The 24,476-nt window shown below is 62.8% G+C and carries 19 protein-coding genes and 1 pseudogene; 6 read left to right on the top strand and 14 right to left on the bottom strand.

Annotated features, from left to right (window positions below; all coding sequences use genetic code 11):
- Positions 1-159 precede the first annotated feature (159 nt).
- Positions 160-1,077, top strand: a complete 918-nt coding sequence (locus CO655_RS09870; RefSeq protein ID WP_097664507.1) for a DMT family transporter — start codon at positions 160-162, stop codon at positions 1,075-1,077.
- Positions 1,078-1,079: 2 nt separating this feature from the next.
- Here CO655_RS09870 and CO655_RS09865 read toward each other — a convergent pair whose 3' ends face one another.
- Positions 1,080-2,330 carry a DUF763 domain-containing protein gene (locus tag CO655_RS09865; RefSeq protein ID WP_097664506.1) on the bottom strand — a complete coding sequence of 417 codons (1,251 nt, stop codon included), beginning with the start codon at positions 2,328-2,330 and terminating at the stop codon, positions 1,080-1,082.
- A 90-nt stretch (positions 2,331-2,420) separates the two neighbouring features.
- On the opposite strand from CO655_RS09865, the gene CO655_RS09860 reads away from it, so the two are divergent.
- Complete coding sequence (locus CO655_RS09860; RefSeq protein ID WP_097664505.1) at positions 2,421-3,947, top strand: phospholipase; 1,527 nt, start codon at positions 2,421-2,423, stop codon at positions 3,945-3,947.
- Here the strand turns inward: CO655_RS09860 and CO655_RS09855 are convergent.
- Complete coding sequence (locus CO655_RS09855; RefSeq protein WP_097664504.1) at positions 3,894-4,856, bottom strand: lysylphosphatidylglycerol synthase domain-containing protein; 963 nt, start codon at positions 4,854-4,856, stop codon at positions 3,894-3,896. The two genes, CO655_RS09860 and CO655_RS09855, sit on opposite strands and share 54 nt — an antisense overlap.
- 123 nt (positions 4,857-4,979) lie before the next feature.
- Between CO655_RS09855 and CO655_RS09850 the strand changes: the two genes are divergently transcribed.
- On the top strand, positions 4,980-5,708 hold the full coding sequence (locus CO655_RS09850) for an endonuclease/exonuclease/phosphatase family protein (protein ID WP_097664503.1): 729 nt from the start codon (positions 4,980-4,982) through the stop codon (positions 5,706-5,708).
- Positions 5,709-5,935: 227 nt separating this feature from the next.
- Positions 5,936-8,440, top strand: coding sequence for a methyl-accepting chemotaxis protein (locus CO655_RS09845; RefSeq protein WP_097664502.1), 2,505 nt, complete (start codon positions 5,936-5,938; stop codon positions 8,438-8,440).
- A gap of 4 nt (positions 8,441-8,444) precedes the next feature.
- Here the strand turns inward: CO655_RS09845 and CO655_RS09840 are convergent, their stop codons facing one another.
- The 10 genes and pseudogenes from CO655_RS09840 to treZ all read right to left on the bottom strand — a co-directional run bounded on the left by CO655_RS09840 (position 8,445) and on the right by treZ (position 15,446).
- Entirely contained in the window at positions 8,445-8,696 is a 252-nt protein-coding gene (locus CO655_RS09840; RefSeq protein ID WP_097664542.1) for a hypothetical protein, read from the bottom strand.
- A gap of 200 nt (positions 8,697-8,896) precedes the next feature.
- Positions 8,897-9,394: a hypothetical protein gene (locus tag CO655_RS09835; protein WP_097664500.1), complete on the bottom strand. Its 498-nt coding sequence runs from the start codon at positions 9,392-9,394 to the stop codon at positions 8,897-8,899.
- 128 nt (positions 9,395-9,522) lie between these two features.
- Positions 9,523-9,786 (bottom strand): hypothetical protein, encoded by a 264-nt coding sequence (locus CO655_RS09830; RefSeq protein ID WP_010026897.1) that lies wholly within the window; start codon positions 9,784-9,786, stop codon positions 9,523-9,525.
- A 98-nt stretch (positions 9,787-9,884) separates the two neighbouring features.
- On the bottom strand, positions 9,885-10,115 hold the full coding sequence (locus tag CO655_RS09825) for a hypothetical protein (RefSeq protein ID WP_097607730.1): 231 nt from the start codon (positions 10,113-10,115) through the stop codon (positions 9,885-9,887).
- 211 nt (positions 10,116-10,326) lie between these two features.
- Positions 10,327-10,575: a hypothetical protein gene (locus CO655_RS09820; RefSeq protein WP_097607731.1), complete on the bottom strand. Its 249-nt coding sequence runs from the start codon at positions 10,573-10,575 to the stop codon at positions 10,327-10,329.
- Positions 10,576-10,642: 67 nt separating this feature from the next.
- Positions 10,643-11,047, bottom strand: coding sequence for a hypothetical protein (locus CO655_RS09815; protein WP_097664499.1), 405 nt, complete (start codon positions 11,045-11,047; stop codon positions 10,643-10,645).
- A 135-nt stretch (positions 11,048-11,182) separates the two neighbouring features.
- Entirely contained in the window at positions 11,183-11,344 is a 162-nt protein-coding gene (locus CO655_RS33805; protein ID WP_170964797.1) for a hypothetical protein, read from the bottom strand.
- A gap of 203 nt (positions 11,345-11,547) precedes the next feature.
- Positions 11,548-11,736, bottom strand: a pseudogene (locus CO655_RS09810) (hypothetical protein); the annotation flags it as partial.
- Between the two features lie 17 nt (positions 11,737-11,753).
- Entirely contained in the window at positions 11,754-13,661 is a 1,908-nt protein-coding gene (gene malQ / locus CO655_RS09805) for a 4-alpha-glucanotransferase (RefSeq protein WP_097664498.1), read from the bottom strand.
- A gap of 27 nt (positions 13,662-13,688) precedes the next feature.
- The gene (gene treZ / locus CO655_RS09800; RefSeq protein WP_176539232.1) at positions 13,689-15,446 is read right to left on the bottom strand and encodes a malto-oligosyltrehalose trehalohydrolase; all 1,758 of its coding nucleotides are present in this window, start codon (positions 15,444-15,446) and stop codon (positions 13,689-13,691) included.
- A 181-nt stretch (positions 15,447-15,627) separates the two neighbouring features.
- Here treZ and CO655_RS09795 point away from each other — a divergent pair, with 181 nt between their 5' ends.
- Entirely contained in the window at positions 15,628-15,909 is a 282-nt protein-coding gene (locus CO655_RS09795; protein WP_010028205.1) for a type II toxin-antitoxin system ParD family antitoxin, read from the top strand.
- Entirely contained in the window at positions 15,909-16,214 is a 306-nt protein-coding gene (locus tag CO655_RS09790; RefSeq protein ID WP_097664496.1) for a type II toxin-antitoxin system RelE/ParE family toxin, read from the top strand. Before CO655_RS09795 ends, CO655_RS09790 begins: the two co-directional genes overlap by 1 nt.
- Before the next feature lie 74 nt (positions 16,215-16,288).
- Here the strand turns inward: CO655_RS09790 and CO655_RS09785 are convergent, their stop codons facing one another.
- A complete protein-coding gene (locus CO655_RS09785; protein WP_097664495.1) occupies positions 16,289-17,962 on the bottom strand; it encodes a response regulator in 1,674 nt (557 codons plus the stop codon).
- Between the two features lie 10 nt (positions 17,963-17,972).
- A complete protein-coding gene (locus tag CO655_RS09780) occupies positions 17,973-24,275 on the bottom strand; it encodes a HAMP domain-containing protein (protein WP_097607736.1) in 6,303 nt (2,100 codons plus the stop codon).
- Positions 24,276-24,476 lie beyond the last annotated feature (201 nt).

Below are 24,476 nucleotides of genomic sequence, written 5' to 3'. Positions count from 1 at the left end.
GCTTCGCTCGACGATGACCGCCAGCGGTTCAGCTTGGTACGCTCGTTCCACACCGGCCGCCCGCCGTCTGTACACTAGTGAACACTTGACATCGGCCTTGTTAAGGCCGAAGCCGCATTCGGCCGCGCATGCGCGGCCGTTTTTGCGAGGATTCGGGGAATGAAGACAAAGACGGCCGTCGCCAATGCCGGCAACCTGATCATGACGGGCGTCGTGCTGATGCTGCTCGGCGATCTGCTGTTTGCGCTGAACGATGCAATGGGCAAGTGGTTGATGACAAGCTTTGCCGTCGGCCAGGTGCTGGTGATCCGCTCGGTCGGCGCTTTCATCGTGCTCGGACCGATGATCGCACGGCAAGGGCCGATGGCCTTGTTCCGCGTCGAGCAGAAGGGCCTGCAGTTCATGCGCGTCGCCATGGCGACCGGCGATGTCGCCCTGTTCTACGCAGCCGTCGCCTATCTGCCGCTCGCCGATGTGATGACCTTCTATATGGCCGGACCGATCTATATCGCCGCGCTCTCGCATTTCTTTCTCGGGGAAAAGATCGGCTGGCGGCGCTGGCTTGCCGTGCTGGTCGGCTTCGCCGGCGTCGTCATCGCGCTTCGGCCCTCCACGGCGATGCTGTCGCTTCCATCCTTCTTCGGCCTTGCCGGCAGCTTCGCCTTTGCGCTCTCGCTTGTCATGAGCCGATATCTGCGCTCCACCAGCGACACGACGCTGGTGACGTGGCAGACGGTCGCCGCCCTCGTCACCGGCATCGGCTTGAGCATCGGCAACTGGCAGCCGGCCACACTCGTCGACTGGTCGGGCATGCTGCTGCTCGGCGTTGTCGCGACCTGCGCGCATCTGCTCATCACGCGCTCGCTGAAGCTTGCACCGGCATCGCTGCTGGCACCGATGCAATATACGCTGCTGCTCTGGGCGATCGTGCTCGGCTACATCTTCTTCAACGACATTCCCGACATGCAGATCGTCATCGGCGCCGCCATCATCGTCTTTGCCGGTCTCTTTATCTTCCATCGGAAGAACCTGAAGGAGACGGTGCCAGCCGAAGCCGTCCCGCCCGACGGGCACTGAAATCAATCGTCCGGGGCCGGCGGCGCCTCCCAGCCGAAGACACTGCGGCCGCCGAAATCGGCGGATTGGCGGAATTCGCCGGCGATGATTTCCTTGAGGTCGGGGCCGGTCACGTAGCGTTCCATCTGTCGGGACTGTTCGTCGAGGCGCTTCAGCGCCTGCAACTCCTCCTCCCGTCCGAGCCTGCCCTTCAGCACTGCCGATTTCATCACGCCGATCGTCTCGTCATAGACTTTGAGCGGGACCGGGAAGGGATGGCGGTCCTTGCCGCCATGGGCGATCGAGAAGCGCGCCGGGTCGGAAAAGCGGCAGGGTGCGCCGTGCACGACTTCCGCCACCATCGCCAGCGCCTTCACCGTGCGGGCGCCGACACCGGGAACGAGCAGCAGTTCCTGAAAATCAGCTGGCCCGCGATCGGCCGCGGCGGCGAGATTTCCATGCAGGCGGCGCATATTGACATCGCTCTCACGGACATCGTGATGGGCGGGCATGATCAGGTGCGGCAGCATCGGCTGTTCGTCCGGCTCGGGCTCCGCTTGCTCGGCGCGTTGCAGCGCCGCCGCCTCGCGGACGATCCTGTCGGGACCGAGAGTGGCCAGCAGATCGAGCTGCCCGCGCCGCGAGCGCTCGGCGCGCCGGTCTGCGAGATTGACGATCTCGCCCTGGCTCCGTCCCTCGATTGCCGCATGCGGCGAGTCGACGAAACTTTCGAGCCCTTCGGAAAGCCAGTGGTAGCGGCGGGCCTGCCGCCTGTCGCCGTTCATGCCCTGCTGCACGACCACCCAATGACCGTCATCGGCGACAATGAAACCGTGAAGATAAAGGTCGAACCCGTCCTGAAGGGCGGCACTGTCGACCTTGGCGATGAGACGGCTCGTCGTCGCCAGCCCCTCCCCGTCCAAACCGACGCGCTCGCCGATCGAGACGAGCTCGTGCGGTGTCTTGCGCGAGTGCTGGCCGCGCCCGCCGCAGACATGCAGTCCGAGTTCCCCGGCGCGCGGTTTCAGCCCGCGCTTCAAGGCGCCGAGAACGCTTGTGGTGATGCCGGAGGAATGCCAGTCCATGCCCATGACCGAGCCGAAGGACTGGAACCAGAAAGGGTGAGCGAGCCGGCGCAGAAACTCATCGCGACCGTAATGATGAACGATCGCCTCGGTGATCAGCGTGCCGAGCCGCGTCATCCGGTCGCCGAGCCAATGCGGCACACGTCCCCCATGAAGGGGAAGATCGGCGCTGCCTGCTCGCTGTGACATTTCTTTTCCTTACATTTTCCATCGCCGGCTGCGATCGGGAACTCGGGAAAGTCCCGGGCGTTTGCTTTCAGTCGAAAGGCCGAGGCAACCATGACCGCGTTAGAAACCATGCTCAATCAACCCTACCTGCTTAGAACAAAAGCGCAACAGCCAGGCGGCGGCAAAAAACAGGAACTGGAAGGCTACGCCGAAAAAGCTGCCTTCCTGATCAATGGCAACCGGTATTTCGCCGAGCTGGCGCGGGCGCTGCGGCAGGCGCGGCGCAGGGTCTGGATCGTCGGATGGGATTTCAATCCTGATATTCCGATGGAGCCGGAAAAATCCGGCGAAACCTTGGCCGAGCTGCTGCATGCCGTGGCAGAGGCAAATCCGGCGATCGAGATACGCATCCTCATCTGGACGCTCGGACCGATCTATTCGGGAAAATCCCTGCAGGTGCTTCGGAAGAAAAACTTCCCGAGGAATGCCAGGATCGATCTGCGCTTCGATCTTCAAAACACCGTGCGCGGCTGCCATCATGAGAAACTCGTCTGTATCGACGATGCCGTCGCCTTCATCGGCGGCATGGACGTGACGTCGCGGCGATGGGATACGAGACGCCATCGCGCCAAGGAGGCGCTGCGACGTGACCCCGAAGGCGTGTCCTACGATCCGCTGCATGACGTTCAGGCGATGGTTACCGGCGACGCCGCCAGGCTGATCGGCGACATCGCGCGGCGGCGCTGGGAAAACGCCACCGGCGAAAACCATGGACCGCTTGCCGAGAGCTACCCTTTCACATGGCCGGACGATCTTGCCGTTTCGCTGAAGCAGATCCCCATCAGCCTCGTGCTGACGGAGCCGGCGACCACTTTCCGCGCCGGGGTCAGCGACGGAATCGCCTCGACACTCGATATCATCGCCCGGGCGCGGCGGCAGCTTTACATCGAAGCGCAATATCTCGCCTCCTTCCGCATCGCCGACGCCCTCGCCGCGCGGCTGCAGGAGGAAGATGGCCCCGAGATCGTGGTCATCTGCACGCGCCGTTCGCACGGCCTGATCGAAAAACTCTTCATGGGCGGCAATCGCGACCGCGTCATCCGCCGCCTCAAGCGCGCCGATCGCGCCGGTCGGTTCAGGGTTTATTATCCCGTCGTGCCCGGGCCGCCAGTGCCCGGGCCGTCAGTGCCCGGGTTGCCAATGCCCGGAAAGGAAGACGGGGTGGAGGTGCTCATCCATTCCAAGCTGATCATTGCCGACGACGAACTGATCCGCATCGGCTCCTCCAATCTCAACAACCGCTCGGAGGGATTGGATTCGGAATGCGACATGCTGCTCGAGGCCGGCAATGACGAACATCGCCGCCGTATCGCGGACTTGCGCGATCGCCTGCTGGCCGAATATCTCGGAACGACCTCGGAGACCTTCGCCGCGGCCTTTGCACGGAGCGGCTCGATCATCCGGGCAATCGATACGCTCAATGATGGGCCTCGGGGCTTGCGGGAATTTGCCGTCGATCTGTCGGGCAGTATTTCGCCGATAAGAGGCACCGCGTTCTTCGACCCGGCCCGGCCCTTCGGGCTCCTAAACCGACTGGGCCTCGGCGCGCTCTTCCGTCTGTTGGCCCGCTCCGCGTGACCGGCGCCGGAAGATCAGTTCGCTGACGATGAGAAGCGTGGTACCGAGCGCCAGCGGAATGAAAAAATAGCTGCAGCGGAATGCAATCAGCGCGCCGATCGAGGCCTCCTGCGGCACGACATAGGAGACCGTCGCCTCGAGTACGCCGAGACCGCCGGGGACATGCGTCGCGAGGATCGCGGAATTGGCGAGCACGTAAGCCGTCACCGATTTGAAGAAGGCAACGTCGCCGAAGACCGAGAGCATCTGGTGCAGGCAGGCGGACACCAGCATGAAATTGATCGTCCCGACCCCGATCTGGGCGAGCGCGATCGAAAATCGCGGCAGCTGAAACGACCAGTGCCAGAGCCGCAGCCTGCCGCGGATGAAAAACGCCAGCCCCGCATAGACGACCGGCACGACGAGCGCCAGCAGACCGAAAAGGCGGGTGCTCGCCGGGTCGATGCGCAGCAGACGCGCGGCATCGCCGGGATTGACGATCAGGGCAAGGCCGCCGAGCGTGATCAACCCGAGGCCGACGGTGACGCCGCAGAACAGGATGATCTTCGCCACGTCCACGGCCGTCAGGCCCCAGCGGGAATAGTAGCGATAGCGGAAGGCGCCGCTGCTCAGCCCCGCAAATCCGATATTGTGGCCGAGCGAAAGGCTGATGAAGGAGGCGAGCACGATCTTCCGGTAAGGCAGGGATTTGCCGAGTGAGCGGATCGCCAGCAAGTCGAAACAGCTCAGGCATAGATAGGATGCCGCCGCAAACAGCAGTGCTGTGCAGAAGCTCGGAAAAGGTATGCTGCGGACCGATTGAACGATCTGCTCCAGGCTGTACTGGCGGAAGATCCGATAGAGAAGAAAGCCCGCGACACAAAGGGCGGCAACGAGCAGTCCATTCCAGATTGCGTTTTTCAGACTCATCGATTGTCCGTTTCGAGGTGCGAGCACCATGGCTCGATCATCTGGAACGATCAAAAGAGTTTTGTGTTCCCCTCGGGGAGAACGAACCCTGTCTCTCGAGGGGAGACCAGCTTTAGCGGGCCTATGCCGGATAGATCGATCAAACTCCTGACCTATAACGTGCACAGTTGCATCGGCAACGACCGGAAGCTCGACCCCGGCCGCATCGCGTCGGTCATTGCCGAGGCTGGAGCCGATATCGTCGCCCTGCAGGAAGTCGATGTCCTGAGACGTCGGACCGGCGGCGTCGATCAGGCTCATGCGATCGCCTCGCTGCTGAAGATGCAGGCGCATTTCCATCCGGCGCTGTCGGTTGCCGAGGAGCAGTATGGCGATGCGATCATCACCGCGCTGCCGACAGGCGCGGTCAAGGCCGGCCCTCTGCCCTCCATCGGCGAACAGCGCGGCGCGCTTTCCGTCGAAATCCTGGTCGGCGACAGGAAGCTCCTGGTGATCAACACCCATCTCGGCCTTCGCGGGCGCGAGCGCATCCGGCAGATGACGACGCTGCTCAACGCGGGCTGGCTGCGCGGCGCGGCGAACGAACCTCTTCCCTGCATTCTCTGCGGCGATTTCAATGCCATTCCATCATCGGCGACGTACCGACTTGCCGCGCGGTCGTTGAAGGACGCCCAGCTCGCGGGCAAGGCCGCCGCGAAACCGACCTTTCCCTCCCTCTACCCGCTGATGCGTCTCGACCACATCTTCGTCACCGACGATCTCGTCGTCAAAAAGGCCGCCGTCCTGCAAAATCGGCTGACGCGGATCGCCTCGGACCACCTGCCTCTGTTTGCGGAAATCGGTTTCGCCTGATCGTCGGCGTGGCACATCCGGACAACCTCGCGGCCGGATATCGGTGGAAAAACGACATCCACCCTACCCTCAACGACATTGAAACGAATATTTCACGAATAATGTGATATGGAATATTCATTCCGCCGCTCCGTCATATGTCCGAGCGGGAACGGATAGGCAATCGGCTCGAGCGGTGAGGAGACCGTCACTCGAAACCGATTGTTCTCTCGGGGAAGGAGGGGTTGATGTTGGGCAGGCTATTGTCACGTGTGCGCATTCAGACGCAGGTGATGGTATTCATCGTTCCGTTCATCTTGAGCATCATGGCCGTGGGCGCCGTGGGCTTTTATGCATCGAGCCTGCTTCAGGGGCGGATGGATATTTCCAACTCCGTACTCCAATCCTTGAGCGGCTTTCGCAATCTGTCGGCGGCAATGGCCGAGTTCCTTGCCAATGCCACGCAGGAAAACCGCGACGCCGTCACCGCCAGGCTTGCCGATCAACGCAGCCTTCTGAAATCCGGCCTCGACAGGCTCGCCGCCGATCGCAGCGGCCAGCAGGAACTGGAGCAGGCGCTCGCTTCCATCGACGGAATTTCGGCGCGCATGGATTTACTGTGGCAGCTTCAGGAGAACCGGGCAGCATTGCTCGCCGATCTCCAAAAGGCGCAGAGCGTTGTCGTATCGTCCCAGACGGATATCGTCGAAGGCACCAAGGCTCTCCAGCGTGCCGCCGACCTGCAGGAAGATGAATCCCGCAACACGCTCGCCGATGCGCGGCGCATTTCGGATTTCGCGTCCTTCACCCAATCGCTGAACGACAAGGCCCAGGCCGCCGGGCCGATCGGCGGCCCCGATTTGGAAGAACTCGCCCGGCAACAGCGCATCGTCGGCATGGCGCTCGGCGGCGAGGCGTCGGACGCCAAAAAGGCGATCGACGATGCCATCGCTGCCCTGAAGCCGCTCGTCGAAGCTTCCGGCCAGACCGAGGAGCGCGCAGTCGGCCTTCGGGATGCAACGGCCCAGATCGTCGGCAGGCTGCCCGAATTGCAGGTCATCGCCACGCGGCGGTTGAAGACCGTGACGGATAAGGCGGCTGAAACGGCCAAGACGGTCGAGCGCGCCAAGACCAGCCAGAGAGACGGCCAGAAGCTGACGACCTCGGCCTATGTGATCCAGATCGTCCTGGCGAAGCTGACGCTGGCCCCGACGGACGCCAATCTCCAGCGGCTTTCGCAAGAAATCACCGCTGTCAGAAAAGGGCTGGACATGCTGATTTCCAATGCCGGCGGCGTTACCCAATTCGACAATCTCAAACCGAAGCTCCTGCCGGCGCTGGATAAGATGCAGAAGGCCGCCAGCGATCTCGTCCGCATCAGCGCGCAGCGCCAGGACGAATTCCGCGCCGCCGCCGCCGATGTGGACGGCATGTGGTCGCAGCTGACGGCTTTCGCCGAAATGCAGCGGCAGAACGCGGCCGCAGAACGCACCGAAGCCAATTCCATGTCGCTGGGAACGACGATCCTCGGCGTGGTGATCGCTATCCTCGCCGGCGTCGGGCTGACTGTGACGCTCAAAGGTCCGATCACCCAGATCACCTCGGCCATGCGGCGGCTCGCCGACGGCAAGCTCGAAACGGCGATCGTCGGCGAAAGCCGGGCCGATGAAATCGGCGACATGGCCCGCGCGCTCGGCGTCTTCAAGAACAACGCCATCGCCAAGGTCGAAATCGAGGAGCGCAGCGAGATCGAGCGAACAAAGGCCGAGGAGGAACGGCATCGCAACGACGAGGAAAAGCGTGCGGTCGAACAGCAGATCGATTTTGCCGTGACGGCGCTTGCCGAGGGTCTCGGACGCCTGGCGCGCGGCGATATTTCGCAGACGATCGCCACGCCTTTCTTCGGCCGGTTGGAGCAGCTCCGCGATGATTTCAATGCGTCGCTGCTGCGCCTGCAGGCAACGATCGACCAGATCCGCACCAACACCCGCATGATCGAAGGCAATGCCGGCCAGATGGATCTGTCGGCGAGCAACCTCGCCAAGCGCACCGAGCAGCAGGCCGTCGCGCTCGAGGAAATCGCCGCGGCTATCGAGGAGATCACCACCACGGTTCGCTCGTCGGCAGCCTGCGCCGACGATGCCCGCGAGATCATCACCGACACCAAGAAGACGGCGGATTCCTCATCCGGTGTCGTCGCCAGCGCCATCGAGGCGATGAGCAAGATCGAAGCCGCTTCGGACGAGATCGTGCAGATCATCGGCGTCATCGACGACATCGCCTTTCAAACGAACCTGCTCGCGCTCAATGCCGGCATCGAAGCGGCCCGCGCCGGTGAAGCCGGCAAAGGCTTTGCGGTCGTCGCCCAGGAAGTCCGCGATCTCGCCCAGCGCTCCGCCGAGGCCGGTCAGCGGATCAAGCAGCTCATCGGACGCTCGCGCGCGGAGATTACCAACGGGGCGCGGGTCGTGCGCGAAACCAGCGAAGTCCTCGAAAGCATTTCCGCAAAAGTGGTTACTGCATCCGAGCAGATGGATGTCATCGCCCGCTCGAGCCGAGAGCAGTACAACGCGCTGCACGAGGTAAATTCCTCCGTCAACCGGATGGACCAGATGACGCAGCAGAACGCGGCCATGGTCGAGGAAACGAGCGCGGCGACGAAGGAGCTGGCCGACGAGACGCGGACGCTTCTGCAGCTGATCGACCAGTTCCAGCTGGAAGAAACGGACAGGCGTGGCGTGGCCGCTGCCTGAGGAGTCAGTGACGGCTGTAGAGCGGCGGCGTCACATCTTCGTCTGCGAGATCGGGATAAAGCTGCCTGCGGGTGCGGGCGAGCGCTTCTGCCTCCCGGCGATTCCGTTCCAGCAGAACGGCGGTGACGTCCTTAAAGGGCTCGCCGTCCGACAAGGCGACGCGGACGGTACCGCCCTGCGAGAGGAAGTCGCAGAACGACCGCATCGAGCGAAGACGCGTCGTGATCTCGATATAGCGGTCGTCATGTCCAGCCATGTTCATCTCCCTTCCAGACCGTAAGATGGCGCGAACACTTCGGCGAGAAGATGGCGCTCATTCCAGCCTAGAACAGGATGATTTTAGGCCCGGTCGGCCTAAAATCTGAATCCTGTTCTAAATTAAAGAATTAGAGCATGATGTCGTCCGAAAACCGCTCACATTTTTCGGCATCATGCTCTGGCCTTCGCACATCAATCTCAGGCAAGCTTCCGGTTGATCGCGGCGGCGGCCAGCGGCAGCGCCGCGGTTGCCACAGTCCCGAGAGGCAAACGCCGGAGCCCCCTGGTGACGACGAAGGCTGCCGCCATCGCGCCCGCCAGCTTGAGCCATGGCCGGTCACCGAGTTGGGCATGGGCGCTGGCATCGGCCCAGCGAGCATTTTCGGTCAAGACGGTCGCGGCCTGCCGCCGGATCACCTGCAGACGGGCCTGGAGGTTTTCGAGCTCTTCCCGCAACTCCCTGAGATGGCCTTCCAGAGCATGTCCTTCGGAGGTCTCGACGGTTTCCGCCACATAGGCGTCGAACGGAATCTCCCCGCCAAGCGTGGCGAGATAGGCGCGGTATTCGGCCTCGCTCGCGAAACCCTCGCGCCTGATGAGGTCAGGATTGATGTCCGCCTCTTCTTTATTTGCGAGCGGGATGCCGGCGTCGTCGAGCCTGTTGTCGGCGCCAGTGCCGGATTCGTTCTTGAACATGATGCGTCTCCCGTGTTTCCTCACCGCAGAACGCCCGATGGCTCAAATTGATCCCACTCGCCGACCTGGCCCTGCGGGCCTACGCATGTCGCTGCCGCAAACCGCTGCACAGTTTTGTGCGACATGCCTTAATCAAAAAGCTCGCCGTGTCCAATTTGCTCCCGCTTGCCTGGCACCTCGCTGATGATCGGATCGTCGGCAGGATCGGGATCTTTTCTGTTGGCCTCGTTCAAAAACCGCGCGGCCTCGAGGAATGCGACCGATATTTCCTCGGTCCCCCATCCGGCTTCGTTGGCGGCGGCAATCAGCTTTTCCAAAGCGTCGCGTGCAGCAGCGCTCGCTTCTTGGAAGCGCTGAGCGGGAGCTTCGGCTTTCGGCCGTGGAAAGGTCATCGTCTTCCCTCCATAGACTGGCTATCGAGGATGAACGCAGCTCCCGGGAAATGGATGCACCATGAGGACGATTTAGCTGCGGATGCGCCGATTTTCTGTCAGATGACCGTTCGCAACAGAAACGGGGAACGCTCCAGCGGACGCTGGGCGAGAATTCTCAGCATCGCCGAGCCCTGTATGCCGGTCGTAGTGCGCGAGCGGCCATCATGATAGACGACCGTCATGACCTGGCCACGAATATCATAGCGTATCTGCGCGATCGTCCGGGTGTGAACCGGAAATATGAATTCGTCGGGCTCGGATATCGGCCCGGAGGTCTCCAAAGTCATCGCCCATGCCCCAACGATAATAGCGCCCCTGCCCCTCATTTTCCGCGTTCCAAGCGCATCCGGCCTGGAAATCGGCAGCGCCGAACGCCCCAATCAAGCACATATTGCCTCCACGGTCGCGTGACATCGGCGTGACATGCCGATTCGCGTTGAAAAACCTGTTTTATAACAGCAACTTAGGAAATCACGATGTGCTGCTAAAGTCACGCGGTCAGTGCAATGTTTTCTCTAACGCATGGGCGTGAGCGGCCTGCGGCCAGCATTCGACGGTGAGTGCGAGCGACCGGACCGCCTCGTCCATCCCAAAAATCACGTCCCTCAACCGTTCGATCTCACGATCGAGTTCATACACCTCCGCCTCGTCGAGGTCATCTCCGTCAAGCAGCCGCCTCGCCGCTTCGATCAAGCGTTCCGTCCGCCCGACGATAGCGAGAGCGCTGCGTATAATGATGTCGAGCATCCGGTTTTCCCTTGTTGCGTGACAGAGCCTCGGGCAAAATCGGGGTGCTGACAATCCTGAAATCTTGTCAGATCAGCTGGCCCATCCTCTCGTAGAAGTCCCTGACGTCTCGCAAGGCGGATGGCTCGCGACGCGGCGAGGAGACGTGATGTGAGGCAAAGGCAAACACACCCGCGACAGCAGCCACGAGCATAACCGTTGCAAGCGGATGATGTTTGACCACGGCCTCGGTCTGATGGATCGCTTTTCCAGCACTGTCCTTCGCCGCTCGCCCGGCCTCCAGCACCTGCTGCTGGAGCATGTCGATCTGTTTCCGCAATGTGCTCAATTCCACGCGCAGGTCCTCCTCGGGCTGCCGGGGGATGCCGACGGATGCGGTGTTGGTATCGATAATGGCTTTCGGCACCGGTTCGCCGAGCTTGGCTCCGCGGGTATCGAGGGTAGTCGTCTCACTGTTCTTGCGCCGCGGCATTTTCACATCTCCCAAAATCAACGTTCCGACCTCGCGGTCCCGCCATGAAACCTGTTTTGATGATCGATTGACAGCGCATGTCGCCACACCGCGCAGCCTGCCTCGCGCTCGCGCCTCAATGATATTGCCGGACGCCTAAAGCTCGTCGCTGCGGCGCCTTACCGCGTGCTTCAAAGCCAACAAGTGTCTGCGCCGCTCCAGCATGTAGTCGGCATAACCGACGCAGATAAACAGCAGTGTCGGGCCGGCGTAGATGACGATGAGAGCCAATGCAACAAGGATGAATGCGGTCGTCATGGTCTGTCTTCCATCATGTTGATCCTATGAAACGACGGACCTCATCCCTTCGACTGGTCAGTCCGCCGCCAGTCTGCCCCTCACCTCCGCCGCGGGTCGTGGCCATGGTGGCGATCATGCGCGCCGCCACCGCCGCCGCTTGCCATCGCGGCGTCTTCTGCTCTGGTCTTCACCGGCTTGCCCGCGCCCTTGCTGCTGACGTCGAGATGCCGTCGCAACTCGTGCTTCTGGATGAAGCGGTCGGTATTGCCCGGCTCGTGATCGGGATGCGATATTTCGACATCGAGATCATCGGGAAGCGCGAGCGCCTGCCGGGCATTCATGATGCCGAGAGGGACACGCCCTTCTTCGGTATCCACCGCGACTTCGACCAGTTGTTTCTTGGAAACCATCTCGGCGATCCTTTTCCCTATCTATTCAGAATCCGCCGGCGTCCTATTCGTTCCCTTGCCACTTGATTTTGCGGCCTTTCCTTGCGCATCGCCTCCGTTACGCGCTTGACGAGCGGGCTCGACATCATGTCCTCGAGCGAAACCGACAGCTTCGGCTTCCAATTCGGATAGCTGCCACTGGTGCCGGGAATATTGGTCGGGTTTTTCTCATCCGTGAGATCGGCAAGGCGAACCGCAACGAGAAGGGATGGGGTTCTGGCGATGAAGCGATAGGCGCTGACAGTCAGCTGCCTCAGCGCCTCCCGACTTGCCCTTGCGTCAAGACGCTGCGGCAGGCCGAAACCGGCGGCCCTGAGCGCCGCCTTCAGGCGTCGCCGCTCGCGCTTGCGGTGTTCGAGATGCTTTTTGGTGAGATCCGGCGGCACGATGCCGTGCTCGCGCCGGTCCTGAATGTCGGCGCCGCGCCACCAGCCGGCCAGGGTCTGATGATCGTGCGTCGAAATGCACGCCAAGGCAAGAATGGGATAGGCTGCCGCCGGCTTGAAGCCGTCGTCGTCCTGTTCATAGGAAAGGATCCGATAAGAGAGAATTCGGGCCGCCGCCAGATCATCCGGCAGGTCTTCAGGGATCATCCCCAAGGCTTCGCCGATGACGAGGCATCGATGCTCGGCGGACGTCTCGGCAAGGATCTGCAGGAGTCGATCCTGGGGATAGCGGACATAGCCCCCGCCCTCCGGGCTGGCGCCGAGCGGCACCAGAAAGAGGCGGCGAAGCGCCGGGACATGGTCGATGCGGATGGCGCCCGCATAGCGCATGGCAGAGCTCACCATACGACGAAAGGGAGACGTTTTCCCCGATGCGATCATGGAAGGCAGATAGCCGGCAAGATGCCAGTCCTGCCCGTCGACGGCGAAGGGATCGGGAGGACTGCCGACGGTGGCCTCGGAAATATAGACATCCGGCTCGCTCCATGTCGCTGAGCCGTCGACTGCCTCGCCGACGGCAAGATCGAGATAGAGCCCGATCCGCATGCCGGCCTTCAGCGCCCGCGCGGCCGCTTGCATCAGTTGCCGGTGGGCGAGCCATTGCAGCCACATATGGAAACGCACATCGTCTTCATGTTCGCGCTCGAATTCGGCGACGGCAGCGCTGTCGCGGCGCTGTAAATCGGACGGCCATTTCTGCCAGCCGGCGCCTGCGCCACGAGCCGCCATGGAAAGCGACAGGCATTCGAAAAGAGCGTGCCGCCGCAGGCTGTCGCCGCCTTGCGCGACGAAGGCGTCGAAATCCCGTGGATCATAGGCCTTGTCGGTCGCCGCTCGCGCCCGCCACTCCGGCCAGAGATCCCGCAGCGCTTGAAGCTTGGTTCGTGCGACGCCGGCGTAATCCACGAGTTCGGTTCGGCGAAGGCGTTGCAATTGCCGCTCGAGGTCGGCATTGCCGGTAAAGCCCGGCACCCGGTCGACGGCAATCTGGAGCGGGTTGAGATGCTGGCGGCTCGAGGGCTCATAGGGGCTGCAGCGCTCGGGATCGGCGAGAAAGGGCGCGTGAAGCGGGTTGAGACCGATGAAATCGGCGCCAAGCGATCCCGCCAGATCTGTCATGACGGACAGATCCTCGAAGTCCCCAATGCCCCAGTTGCGCGCCGAACGAAGCTCGTAAAGCTGCAGGCTGATGCCCCAGACGCGCGTGCCGGACAGAAAATCCGGGAGGTATGACCTTGGGATCTGCTTGAACGTCGGCTTCGGCTGCTGGCGCGTCCCGGCCGTCTCGCGATCAGCCGCTGCCGACAAGTCGACCTTCAGTGCCGAAAGTAGCTTGCGCTTGGTGTCGCTGGAGATCGCCACTTCCCGATTGTCGGGACTGGGCCTTGTCGGGCTGATGCCGTGCCGGCGGGCGAGCCTTTCGATCTCCCAGGGCCTCATGGTTCGATCGCCTTCATCTCAGCCCCCTTACGCTTTGCTGATGCTCCAGATCACGGTCCAAGACGCAAGATCGCCATCGTCATTGCGGCCGAGACGGAAGATCGTCTCGCCGTCCTCATGCTGAGGGCCGAGCGTCGCGGCCTCGTCACTGAGATTGGCGGTGAGGTGAAGGCGCCGGTTGTCGGCAAACGTCCAATCCACCGCCACTGCAGTGCCGGCCGACCGGTAAGCCGCATGTCCGGCGCCCCCTTTCAGCAAGGGAATGATTCTTCGACGTCGCAGATCGAGAAGCGTCCTGTAGAAATTGAGGGTCTCCGAGGAGGCGCGTTTCGACCAGTCGAGCTTGGCGGCAGCGAAGGTCGACGGCGCCGTCGGGTCGAGAAGCTCGTCGGCATCGAAGCCCGGCAGGCGTGACAGTTCCTGGCGCCGGCCTTTGCGGACTTTGTCGTTCAGATCCTCGTCGAAATCGCAGAAAAACGGAAAGGGCTCTTTGGCACCCCATTCCTCGCCCATGAACAGCATCGGGATCTCGGGCGCCAGCAGGTAGATTGATGTGACGGCCTTGATGGCATCGGCCGGGCTCGCGGCCATGATGCGGTCGCCGAGCGCCCGGTTGCCGATCTGGTCATGGTTCTGAATGAAGGACACGAAGGCGGTCGGCGGCAGGTGGCCGCTCGGCCTGCCCCGGCTCCCACCGCGATAGGGCATATGCTCGCCCTGAAACACGAAACCTTCCGCCAGCGCGCGGCCGAGCTTATCGGCATCACCGGCGTAGTCGGCATAATAGCCGAAGGTCTCGCCGGTCGCAGCGATATGCAGCACATGGTGCAGGTCGTCGTTCCATTGCGCGGTGAACAGCCGCACCGCGCCGCTCTCATCGCGCTGCAGCAGGTCGCTGTCGTTCTCCTCGTTCTCAACGATCAGGTGAACCTGCCGGTCGCCAGCCGCTGCCCTGACACGACGGGCGAGCGCATGCAGAAGATGCTCCCTGCTGTCGTCCTTGATCGCGTGGACGGCATCGAAGCGAAAACCATCGAGCCTGAACTCGCTAATCCAGTAGATGGCGTTCTCGATGATGAATTCGCGGATCATCTCCGACCCGTCGCCATCGTAATTGACGCCGTGGCCCCAGGGCGTCTTGTGATGATCGGTAAAGAGCGGCGCGTAGGACGGGATATAGTTCCCGTCCGGGCCGAAGTGATTATAGACCGCGTCGAGGAAGACCGAGATGCCGCGCTCGTGTGCGGCGTCCACCAGCGCCATGAGATCGTCCGGCCGGCCGTAGCTGCTGTCGGGCGCATAGGGAAGCACGCCGTCATAGCCCCAGCTATAGCGGCCCGGGAATTCACTGAGCGGCATGATCTGCAGCGCCGTCACGCCCAGTGCCTGCAGATGGTCGAACCGGTCGATCGCGGCCTTGAAAGTTCCCTGCGCTGTGAAGCAGCCGATATGCATTTCGTAAATGATCATCTCTTCCCAAGGCCGGCCGGTCCATTCGCTGGTTTTCCAGCGGTAGGTGGAAAGATCGACCACTTCGCTCGGGCCATGCGCATCCTCAGGCTGGAACCGCGAGGCGGGATCGGGGACCTCGAGACCATCCGGCAGCACGAAACGGTAGCGCGTGCCGACGCCGGCTTCCGCGACCACGCAGCGATGCCAGCCATCGTCGTCCGCCTGCATCGGACGGGGATCCGCGCCTTCGATCCTCAACGATACGCTTTCATGCAGAGGAGCCCAGAGGCGGAACAGAACGCCGTCTTCGCTGAATGCGGGGCCGAACATCATTTTGGTCAAGGGAGAGCCTTTGATGAATGGACGGGATCTGGGTAACTGTCGCGGGAACAAAAAGTTTCGTCTGCAAGCCGGATGTGGGGAAGCCTGCGGCCGTCACCTGTTTTGGCTGGGAAAGAGTAGGATTCCATCCCATCATGTGCTATTAATATGCAGATAGATAGGAGTGCAATCGATGCGTTCGACGCAGCAGATGAGCATCACGTTGCCCGTGGAAATGGCGAAGCTGGTTAAGCAGCGAGTATCCAACGGCGATTACGCCTCAGAGAGCGAAGTCATTCGCGAAGGTCTGAGAGCTTTGCAAGAACGCGAAAACGCTGTCGAGCATTGGCTTCGAACGGAAGTTGCGGCCACCTATGACGCGTATAAGGCCGATCCCACTAAAGCTAAACCCCTCGATGAGGTCTGGAGGCGCCTTGAAGCGCGCATGGACGAGATCGATCGGGAAGAGGATTGATGAAGCACTATCATATCCGCCTGACCGATGAGGCGGAACTGGATTTGGCGCGTATTTATGGTTTCGTTCGTAGGAAATCCGCGTCTGCCGCCGTCGCCCGCGATTACGTGGCCCGCATCAGGACCTTCGTGGGTGGGTTCGAGATGTATCCCGAACGTGGCAGCCTCCGTGATCATGTTCGCCCAGGCTTGCGTATAGTCGGCTTTGAGCGCCGGGTAAGCGTAGCGTTCGTTGTCGAGCCCACCGAGGTCGTTATCATCCGTATCCTCTACGCCGGCCAGCGGTTTGAAAGCGAGGAAAGCTAGCAGCTTCTGAACTAATCAGAATCGCGCGCGCCGCCCGCCTATCAAATATGATCCGCCTGTCACTCACTTCTCCATCACGCCGCCGCGACCTTGTCCCGGAGCGCTTCGTCCATGGCCGCCTGAAGCTGCTCTTGCGTGAACGGCTTCGTCATCCTGAGCATCCGGCCGAGCCCCTGGTCCTCGGTAAGCTCGACATAGCCGGAAGCGAGGATCACGGGCAGGTTGGGGAAGGCTGCACGAAGGTGACGCGCGAGCTCTGCGCCGGTCATGCCCGGCATGGCGTGATCGGTGATAACGAGATCGCACTCCTGCCCCCCGGCGAAGAATTCCAGAGCCTGGGAAGCGGAAGCCGCTTCCCGCGGCAGGTGTCCGAGGTCCTCCAGCATCGCCACGGTTCCGGTCCTGACGAGCGCATCGTCGTCGACGACAAGAATGGCAAGCGATCGCGACACCGGCTTCACGGGTTCCGCGGCCGCCGGCACGATCGCCGGCTGCGCCTTGGTGAAGCTCTCGGCGACGGGCAGCCAGAGGGAGACGGTAGTGCCCTTGCCTCTCGCGCTCGAAATCTGGATCGAGCCGCCCGATTGCGCTGCCAGGCCGTGCACCATCGACAGGCCGAGGCCGGTGCCCTTGCCGATCCCCTTGGTGGTGAAAAATGGCTCGGCAGCACGCAGAACCGTCGCCTCGTCCATCCCCTCGCCATCGTCCGAGACCGATATCTTGATGTAATTCCCGCCCGCAAGGCCGGTCGGCCGTGCTTCTTCCGCCGCCGCGGCGACCGTCACCGCGCCGCCGCTTTCGAGCGCATCGCGCGCATTGACGAAGAGGTTGAGCAGCGCCAGCTCCAGCTGGTTGCTGTCCACCAGCAGCGGCTCCAAATCCGCCGGGATGCGCTTTCGAATCTCGACGCGCGGCCCCACAGCCTTAGCGAGCAGATCCTCGACGTTTTCGAACAGCCTGAGGAAGTCGACCGCCTGCGGCTTCAGCTCCTGCCGGCGGGCGAAGGCGAGCAGGCGCTGGGTGAGCGCCGTGCCGCGCTCGGCCGCCTGGATCGCGTTCGTCACCAGGCGTTCGCTGCGTTCATCGGCCGGCAGCCGCTTCTTCAGCAGGCTGAGGCTGCCGAGCACCGCCATGAGAAGATTGTTGAAGTCGTGCGCCACGCCGCCGGTCAAATGGCCGATCGTGTCGAGCTTCTGCGCTTCGAAGAGCTGCGCCAGCGCCTCCTCGCGCTCGCGCGTCCGCTGATCGATCCGGTGCTCGAGTTCCTCATTCAGTTGACGCAACTGCGCCGCCGATGTTTCGAGCTCGGCGGTGCGCTGGTGCACCCTCGCCTCCAGCTCGGCATTCAGGCGTTCGAGTTCCCGCGTCTTCCTGTAGAGATCGGCGAAGACCCTGACCTTGGCCCTCAGCACCTCGGGCACGATCGGGACGGAGACGTAGTCGACGGCGCCGACCGCATAGCCGCGCAGCCGGTCCGGCTCGGCCAGCATAACGGCGGAGACGAAGATGATCGGCGTATTCTGATAGCGCGGATGCTGCCGGATCATGCTGACGAGCTCGAAGCCGTCCTGTTCAGGCATGCAGACGTCCACGAGGATCACGGCGATTTCGGTGCGCAGCAGGTGCTCGAAGGCTTCGCGGGCCGATTGCGCCTTGATGAGGTTTTCCTCGAGCTCTTCGAGAATGACTTCGTAGCTCAGGAGCTTCGCGGGCTGGTCGTCGACGAGGAGGATGTTGACGGGGTTCATGGCCGGATCCTCAGCGGTGCAGCCACATGCGCAGTGCCGACAGGAGCTGCTCGGTGTTGACGGGCTTCGCCAAGTAATCCGACGCACCCGCCTCCAGGCATTTCTCCCTGTCACCCTTCATCGCCTTGGCCGTCAGCGCCAGGATCGGCAACCGCCGGAAGCGGGGCTCCGAGCGGATGACCTGCATCGTCTCATAGCCGTCCATCCCGGGCATCATGATGTCCATCAGCACGATCGCAACGGAGGGTTCGTTGTTGATGACGTCAATGGCTTCGCTGCCGGTCGTCGCCGTCAGCACCCTCATGCCGCGGCGCTCCAGCACGCTGCTGAGGGCGAAGATGTTGCGGGCGTCGTCATCGACGAGCAGCACGGTCTCGCCGACGAGATCCTCGTCCGAGCTGTGCAGTTCCTGCAATGTCGCCTGCTTTGCCGCCGGAAGATCGGCGACCACCCGGTGCAGGAACAACGCCGTCTCGTCGAGAAGCCGCTCGGGGGACTCCACACCCTTGACCACGACGCTGCGGGCCATGCTGTGGAGCGTCGCATCCTCCTCCGCGGAGAGCTCCCTGCCGGTGAAGACGACCACCGGCACCTCGCCGATCTCGGCATCGTCGCGTATCTGCTCCAGCACGTCGAAGCCCGACATGTCGGGAAGAGAAAGATCGAGCACCACGCAGTCGGCGGAATTGCGCCGCAAAGCGGCAAGCGCCTCGGATCCCGAGCCGACGCTGGTGATGTCGATGTCGTCATGTCCGAGCAGCGCAGTGACGCTCAAGCGCTCCGCCTCGTCGTCCTCCACGAGCAGCAACTGCTTGCGGCGCGGCTCGGCATAGGCCTTCAGGCGCGACAGCGCCTTGCCGAGACCTTCCGGTGTCGTCGGCTTGCTCATGAAGGCGAAAGCCCCGCGCGTAAGCCCATGCTGCCGATCCTCGTCCAGACTGATGATCTGCACCGGAATATGCCGCGTCTGCGGGTTCTGCTTGAGCTGGCTCAGCACCGTCCAGCCGAGCATATCGGGCAGGAAGATATCGAGCGAGATCGCCGATGGCTTGTAATCCTGCGCGAGCGTCAGCGCGTCGCTGCCGCGCATCGCCACCAGCACCTTGAAACCATTGTCGCGGGCGAGATCGACCAGGACGCGGGCGTAATGCGCGTCGTCCTCGACGACCAGCAGCACCGAGTCACCCGTCGCGATCCGGTGTCGATCGTCTGCGACATGTTCGGTGGGCTTCTCGGCGCGGCGGCTTGCCGCCGCCTCGGCGAATTCCACGACATTCGCCGGCGGCGAAACCGGCCTGGGTGCAACCGCACCGGCGCCGACATAGGTCAGCGGCAGGTAGAGGACGAAGGTGCTGCCGACGCCGGGCGTGCTGCGCAGCTGGATCTCGCCGCCGAGCAGGTTTGCCAGTTCGCGGCTGATCGCCAGCCCGAGGCCGGTGCCGCCATATTTGCGGCTCGTCGAGGCGTCCGCCTGCTGGAATGCCTCGAAGATGATACGCTGTTTTTCCGGCGGGATACCGATGCCGGTATCGACGACTTCAAAGGCGATCACCGACGGCGCGTGCCGGAGCGAGGGGTGATCCGACGACCAGCCGCTCGTCGCCGATGCGACGCGAAGTGTCACGCCGCCCTGCGCGGTGAACTTGAAGGCGTTCGACAACAGGTTCTTGAGGATCTGCTGGAGCCGCTTCGAGTCGGTGATAATGCTCTTTGTGACGTCGGCGCCGACCTCGACCGCGAAGGACAGGTTCCGCGTTTCCGCTTCGTGCCGGAACGGTCGCGCCATCACTTCGAGCAGATTGTTGACGAAGATCTCCTCGGCATCGACCGAGACCGTTCCGGACTCGATCTTGGAGAGATCGAGAATATCGCTGATGAGGTTGAGCAGATCGGTGCCGGCGCCGTGGATCGTCTTTGCGAACTCGACCTGCTTGCCCGACAGGTTGCCGTCGGGGTTTTCTCCGAGCTGCTGGCCGAGGATGAGGATGGAGTTCAGCGGCGTGCGCAGCTCATGCGACATGTTGGCGAGGAATTCGGATTTGTATTTCGAAGTCAGCGCCAGTTCGGTCGCCTTTTCTTCCAGCGCGCGCCGCGCCTGCTCGATCTCCTGGTTCTTCGCCTCGACCTCGACGTTGCGTTCCTCCAGCTGCTGCGCCTTCTGCCCGAGCTGTTCGTTGGTCTGCTGCAGCTCGCGCTGCTGCGTTTGCAGCTCGGCGGCGAGCTGCTGGGATTGCTTCAGCAGGCCTTCGGTCTGCATGGTCGCTTCGATCGAGTTGAGAACGATGCCGATCGAGGTCGTCAACTGGTCGAGGAAAGAGAGCTGCAGCTCGGTGAATTCGCCGGCGGAGGCCAGCTCGATCACTGCCTTCACCTGCCCCTCGAAATGCACCGGCAGCACGATCGCGCTCCTCGGCAGGGTGGTGAACACGCCGGAGCTGATCGGTACGACATTATCGGGCAGATCGGTGACCAGGATGCGGCGGGCATCGCTCGCGCACTGGCCAACGAGGCCCTGGCCGAGGTCGAGCCGCGGCGGATGCGCTGCCTCGCCCCCTTGCGCATAGACCGACAGCAGCGACAGGAACGGTTGGCTCTCGTCGGCATCCACCTGGTAGATGACGCCTTGATGGGCGCCGACCAGCGGCGCCAGCTCCGACAGCAGCATCTTGCCGACCAGCGTCAGGTCGCGCTGCCCCTGCAGCATGTTGGTGAAGCGCGCGAGGTTGGTCTTCAGCCAGTCCTGCTCGGTGTTGCGCTCGGTCGTGAGACGCAGGTTGTCGATCATCGTGTTGATGTTGTCCTTGAGCTCGGCCACTTCGCCGCGCGCATCGACCTTGATCGAGCGTGTCAGGTCACCCTTGGTGACGGCGGTCGCCACTTCGGCGATGGCGCGCACCTGTGTCGTCAGGTTGGCGGCGAGCAAGTTGACGTTGCCCGTCAGATCCTTCCAGGTGCCGGCCGTGCCCGGCACGTTCGCCTGGCCGCCGAGGCGGCCCTCGACGCCCACTTCGCGCGCCACCGTGGTCACCTGGTCGGCGAAGGTGGCAAGCGTGTTGGTCATGTTGTTGATGGTTTCGGCAAGGGCCGCGACTTCGCCCTTGGAGGCGACGGTGAGGTTCTGCTTCAAGTCGCCGTTCGCCACCGCCGTCACCACCTTGACGATACCGCGCACCTGCTCGGTCAGGTTGGCGGCCATGACGTTGACGGTATCAGTCAGGTCCTTCCAGGTGCCGGCAACACCCGGCACCTGCGCCTGGCCGCCGAGCTTGCCCTCGGTGCCGACTTCGCGGGCAACGCGCGTCACTTCGCCGGCGAAAGCGTTCAGCTGGTCCACCATCGTGTTGATGGTGTTCTTCAGCTCGAGGATTTCACCCTTCACGTCGACGGTGATCTTGCGCGACAGGTCGCCGCGCGCCACGGCCGTCGTCACCTCGGCGATGTTTCGAACCTGGGTCGTCAGATTGGCGGCGAGCAGGTTGACGTTGTCGGTCAGGTCCTTCCACGTACCGGCGACGCCGGGAACGACGGCCTGGCCGCCAAGGCGGCCATCGGTGCCGACTTCACGGGCCACACGCGTCACTTCGCCGGCGAAGGAACGCAGCTGGTCGACCATGGTATTCAGCGTGTCCTTCAGCAGCAGGATTTCGCCGCGCACGTCGACGGTGATCTTGCGCGACAAGTCGCCATTGGCGATCGCGGTCGCCACCTCGGCGATGTTGCGCACCTGTGCCGTCAGGTTGCCGGCCATCGAGTTGACGCTGTCGGTCAGATCCTTCCAGGTGCCGGCCACACCGGAGACCTGCGCCTGACCGCCAAGCTTGCCTTCGGTGCCGACTTCGCGGGCCACACGGGTGACTTCACCGGCGAAGGCGTTGAGCTGATCGACCATCGTGTTGATGGTGTTCTTCAGTTCGAGGATTTCCCCCTTCACGTCGACGGTGATCTTGCGCGACAGGTCGCCGCGCGCCACGGCTGTCGTCACTTCGGCAATGTTGCGAACCTGGCCGGTCAGGTTGGAAGCCATGGAATTGACGTTTTCGGTCAGATCCTTCCAGGTGCCAGCGACACCCGGCACCTGCGCCTGGCCGCCGAGCTTGCCTTCGGTACCGACTTCGCGGGCGACGCGCGTCACTTCCGATGCGAAGCGGTTCAGCTGATCCACCATGGTGTTCAGCGTTTCCTTGAGCTCGAGGATTTCGCCCGAGACCGACACTGTGATCTTCTTCGACAGGTCGCCATTGGCGATGGCGGTCGAGACTTCGGCGATGTTGCGCACCTGCGCCGTCAGATTGCCCGCCATCGAGTTGACGCTGTCGGTCAGGTCCTTCCAGGTGCCGGCGACGCCGAGCACATTGGCCTGGCCGCCGAGCCGCCCCTCGGTGCCGACCTCGCGGGCGACGCGCGTCACCTCGCCGGCAAAACCGTTCAGCTGATCGACCATCGTATTGATGGTCTCCTTCAGCTCCAGGATTTCGCCCGAAACCGGGACGGTGATCTTCTTCGACAGATCGCCCTGGGCGACCGCGGTCGCGACTTCGGCGATGTTACGCACCTGGCCGGTCAAGTTGGAGGCCATGGAATTGACGCTGTCGGTCAGGTCCTTCCAGGTGCCGGCGACACCGCGCACATTGGCCTGGCCGCCGAGCCGGCCTTCCGTGCCGACTTCACGGGCGACGCGCGTCACCTCGCCGGCAAAACCGTTCAACTGGTCGACCATCGTGTTGATGGTTTCCTTCAGTTCCAGGATTTCGCCCGAAACCGGGACGGTGATCTTCTTCGACAGGTCGCCATTGGCGATCGCGGTCGAAACCTCGGCGATGTTGCGCACCTGCGCCGTCAGGTTGCCGGCCATCGAGTTGACGTTTTCGGTCAGGTCCTTCCAGGTGCCGGCGACGCCGCGCACATTGGCCTGGCCGCCGAGCCGGCCTTCCGTGCCGACTTCGCGGGCGACGCGCGTCACTTCCGAAGCAAAGGCGTTCAGCTGGTCGACCATCGTATTGATGGTTTCCTTCAGCTCGAGGATTTCGCCCGAGACCGAAACAGTGATCTTCTTCGACAGGTCGCCATTGGCGATGGCGGTCGAGACTTCGGCGATGTTGCGCACCTGCGCCGTCAGGTTCGAGGCCATCGAATTGACGTTGTCGGTCAGGTCCTTCCAGGTGCCGGCGACGCCTGGCACCTGCGCCTGACCGCCGAGCCGCCCTTCGGTACCGACCTCGCGGGCGACGCGCGTCACCTCACCGGCGAAGCCGTTGAGCTGATCGACCATGGTGTTGATGGTTTCCTTGAGCTCCAGGATTTCGCCCGAGACGTCGACGGTGATCTTGCGCGACAGGTCGCCGCGCGCCACGGCCGTCGTCACCTGGGCGATGTTGCGCACCTGGGCCGTCAGATTGCCGCACATGGCATTGACGCTATCGGTCAGATCCTTCCAGGTGCCGGCGACGCCCGGCACCAGCGCCTGGCCGCCAAGCTTGCCTTCGGTGCCGACCTCGCGGGCCACGCGCGTCACTTCCGAAGCGAAGGAGCGCAGCTGGTCGACCATGGTGTTGATCGCTTCCTTCAGCTGCAGGATTTCGCCGCGCACGTCGACGGTGATCTTCTTGGAAAGGTCGCCGTTGGCAACGGCGATCGTCACTTCGGCGATGTTGCGCACCTGCGCCGTCAGGTTCGACGCCATCGAGTTCACGCTTTCGGTCAAGTCCTTCCAGACGCCGGTCACCTCGGACACCTGCGCCTGGCCGCCGAGTTTTCCGTCGGTGCCGACCTCGCGGGCGACGCGCGTCACCTCCGAGGTGAAGACGCTCAGCTGCTTGATCATCGTGTTGACGATATCGGCCGAGCGCAAGAATTCGCCCTTGAGCGGCCGGCCGTCGACGTCGAGCGGCACGGTCTGCAGCAGGTCACCCTTGGCGACCGCGGTGATCGTGCGCGTCACCGCCGTCGTCGGCCACAGGAGATCGTCGATCAGGCCGTTGATCGATCCTTCCATCTCGGACCAGGACCCATCGGAAAGGCCGAAGCGCACCCGTGTGCTCGTTCGCCCGTCGCGGCCGACGACCTGGCCGACATGTTCGAGCTGCTGGGCCATGCGCTGGTTGGCGGCAATAATGTCGTTGAGGGCGTCGGCGATCTTGCCGGTGACGCCGGTGAGATCAGAGCGCATCCGCACGGAGAAATCACCGCGCCTGACCGCGACCAGAACCTCGAGAAGAGCGCTGGCGTCATCGAACGCCATGGTTTTGTGATCGTGCCCATTGAGGCTCTCTACCGCAGCGTTGTCACGCGCGAATTCGCTGGTTTGGTTGCTCACGAAAATCCCCCTCTTCGAAGACTGGTAATTTAGTGCTCAACTTGGAAAATGGTATGGGCCATCCCCGGTAGAGCTTATCATGGTTTGTTATTCAAAATGAACTTAATAGCTGCATAAACCCAAAGCCCTGTACGAAGCCGGCTTTGCCGTTTTTCGCGCAGGCTGGAACCGTTCTCCGCCGGCCGTCGTTTCCGTCCTGAC

The organism is Rhizobium sp. M1 (assembly GCF_002531805.1).
GTDB lineage: Bacteria > Pseudomonadota > Alphaproteobacteria > Rhizobiales > Rhizobiaceae > Rhizobium > Rhizobium etli_C.
Note: the sequence above shows the minus strand (reverse complement) of the source record. Positions and strands in the feature narration are given on the sequence as shown.

Excerpts from the sequence above, each read along its gene's own strand:
- CO655_RS09870 (WP_097664507.1), top strand. The coding sequence starts at position 160 with ATGAAGACAAAGACGGCCGTCGCCAATGCCGGCAACCTGATCATGACG.
- CO655_RS09865 (WP_097664506.1), bottom strand. The coding sequence starts at position 2,330 with ATGTCACAGCGAGCAGGCAGCGCCGATCTTCCCCTTCATGGGGGACGT.
- CO655_RS09860 (WP_097664505.1), top strand. The coding sequence starts at position 2,421 with ATGACCGCGTTAGAAACCATGCTCAATCAACCCTACCTGCTTAGAACA.
- CO655_RS09855 (WP_097664504.1), bottom strand. The coding sequence starts at position 4,856 with ATGAGTCTGAAAAACGCAATCTGGAATGGACTGCTCGTTGCCGCCCTT.
- CO655_RS09850 (WP_097664503.1), top strand. The coding sequence starts at position 4,980 with ATGCCGGATAGATCGATCAAACTCCTGACCTATAACGTGCACAGTTGC.
- CO655_RS09845 (WP_097664502.1), top strand. The coding sequence starts at position 5,936 with ATGTTGGGCAGGCTATTGTCACGTGTGCGCATTCAGACGCAGGTGATG.
- CO655_RS09840 (WP_097664542.1), bottom strand. The coding sequence starts at position 8,696 with ATGGCTGGACATGACGACCGCTATATCGAGATCACGACGCGTCTTCGC.
- CO655_RS09835 (WP_097664500.1), bottom strand. The coding sequence starts at position 9,394 with ATGTTCAAGAACGAATCCGGCACTGGCGCCGACAACAGGCTCGACGAC.
- CO655_RS09830 (WP_010026897.1), bottom strand. The coding sequence starts at position 9,786 with ATGACCTTTCCACGGCCGAAAGCCGAAGCTCCCGCTCAGCGCTTCCAA.
- CO655_RS09825 (WP_097607730.1), bottom strand. The coding sequence starts at position 10,115 with ATGACTTTGGAGACCTCCGGGCCGATATCCGAGCCCGACGAATTCATA.
- CO655_RS09820 (WP_097607731.1), bottom strand. The coding sequence starts at position 10,575 with ATGCTCGACATCATTATACGCAGCGCTCTCGCTATCGTCGGGCGGACG.
- CO655_RS09815 (WP_097664499.1), bottom strand. The coding sequence starts at position 11,047 with ATGCCGCGGCGCAAGAACAGTGAGACGACTACCCTCGATACCCGCGGA.
- CO655_RS33805 (WP_170964797.1), bottom strand. The coding sequence starts at position 11,344 with ATGACGACCGCATTCATCCTTGTTGCATTGGCTCTCATCGTCATCTAC.
- malQ (WP_097664498.1), bottom strand. The coding sequence starts at position 13,661 with ATGAGGCCCTGGGAGATCGAAAGGCTCGCCCGCCGGCACGGCATCAGC.
- treZ (WP_176539232.1), bottom strand. The coding sequence starts at position 15,446 with ATGATGTTCGGCCCCGCATTCAGCGAAGACGGCGTTCTGTTCCGCCTC.
- CO655_RS09795 (WP_010028205.1), top strand. The coding sequence starts at position 15,628 with ATGCGTTCGACGCAGCAGATGAGCATCACGTTGCCCGTGGAAATGGCG.
- CO655_RS09790 (WP_097664496.1), top strand. The coding sequence starts at position 15,909 with ATGAAGCACTATCATATCCGCCTGACCGATGAGGCGGAACTGGATTTG.
- CO655_RS09785 (WP_097664495.1), bottom strand. The coding sequence starts at position 17,962 with ATGAACCCCGTCAACATCCTCCTCGTCGACGACCAGCCCGCGAAGCTC.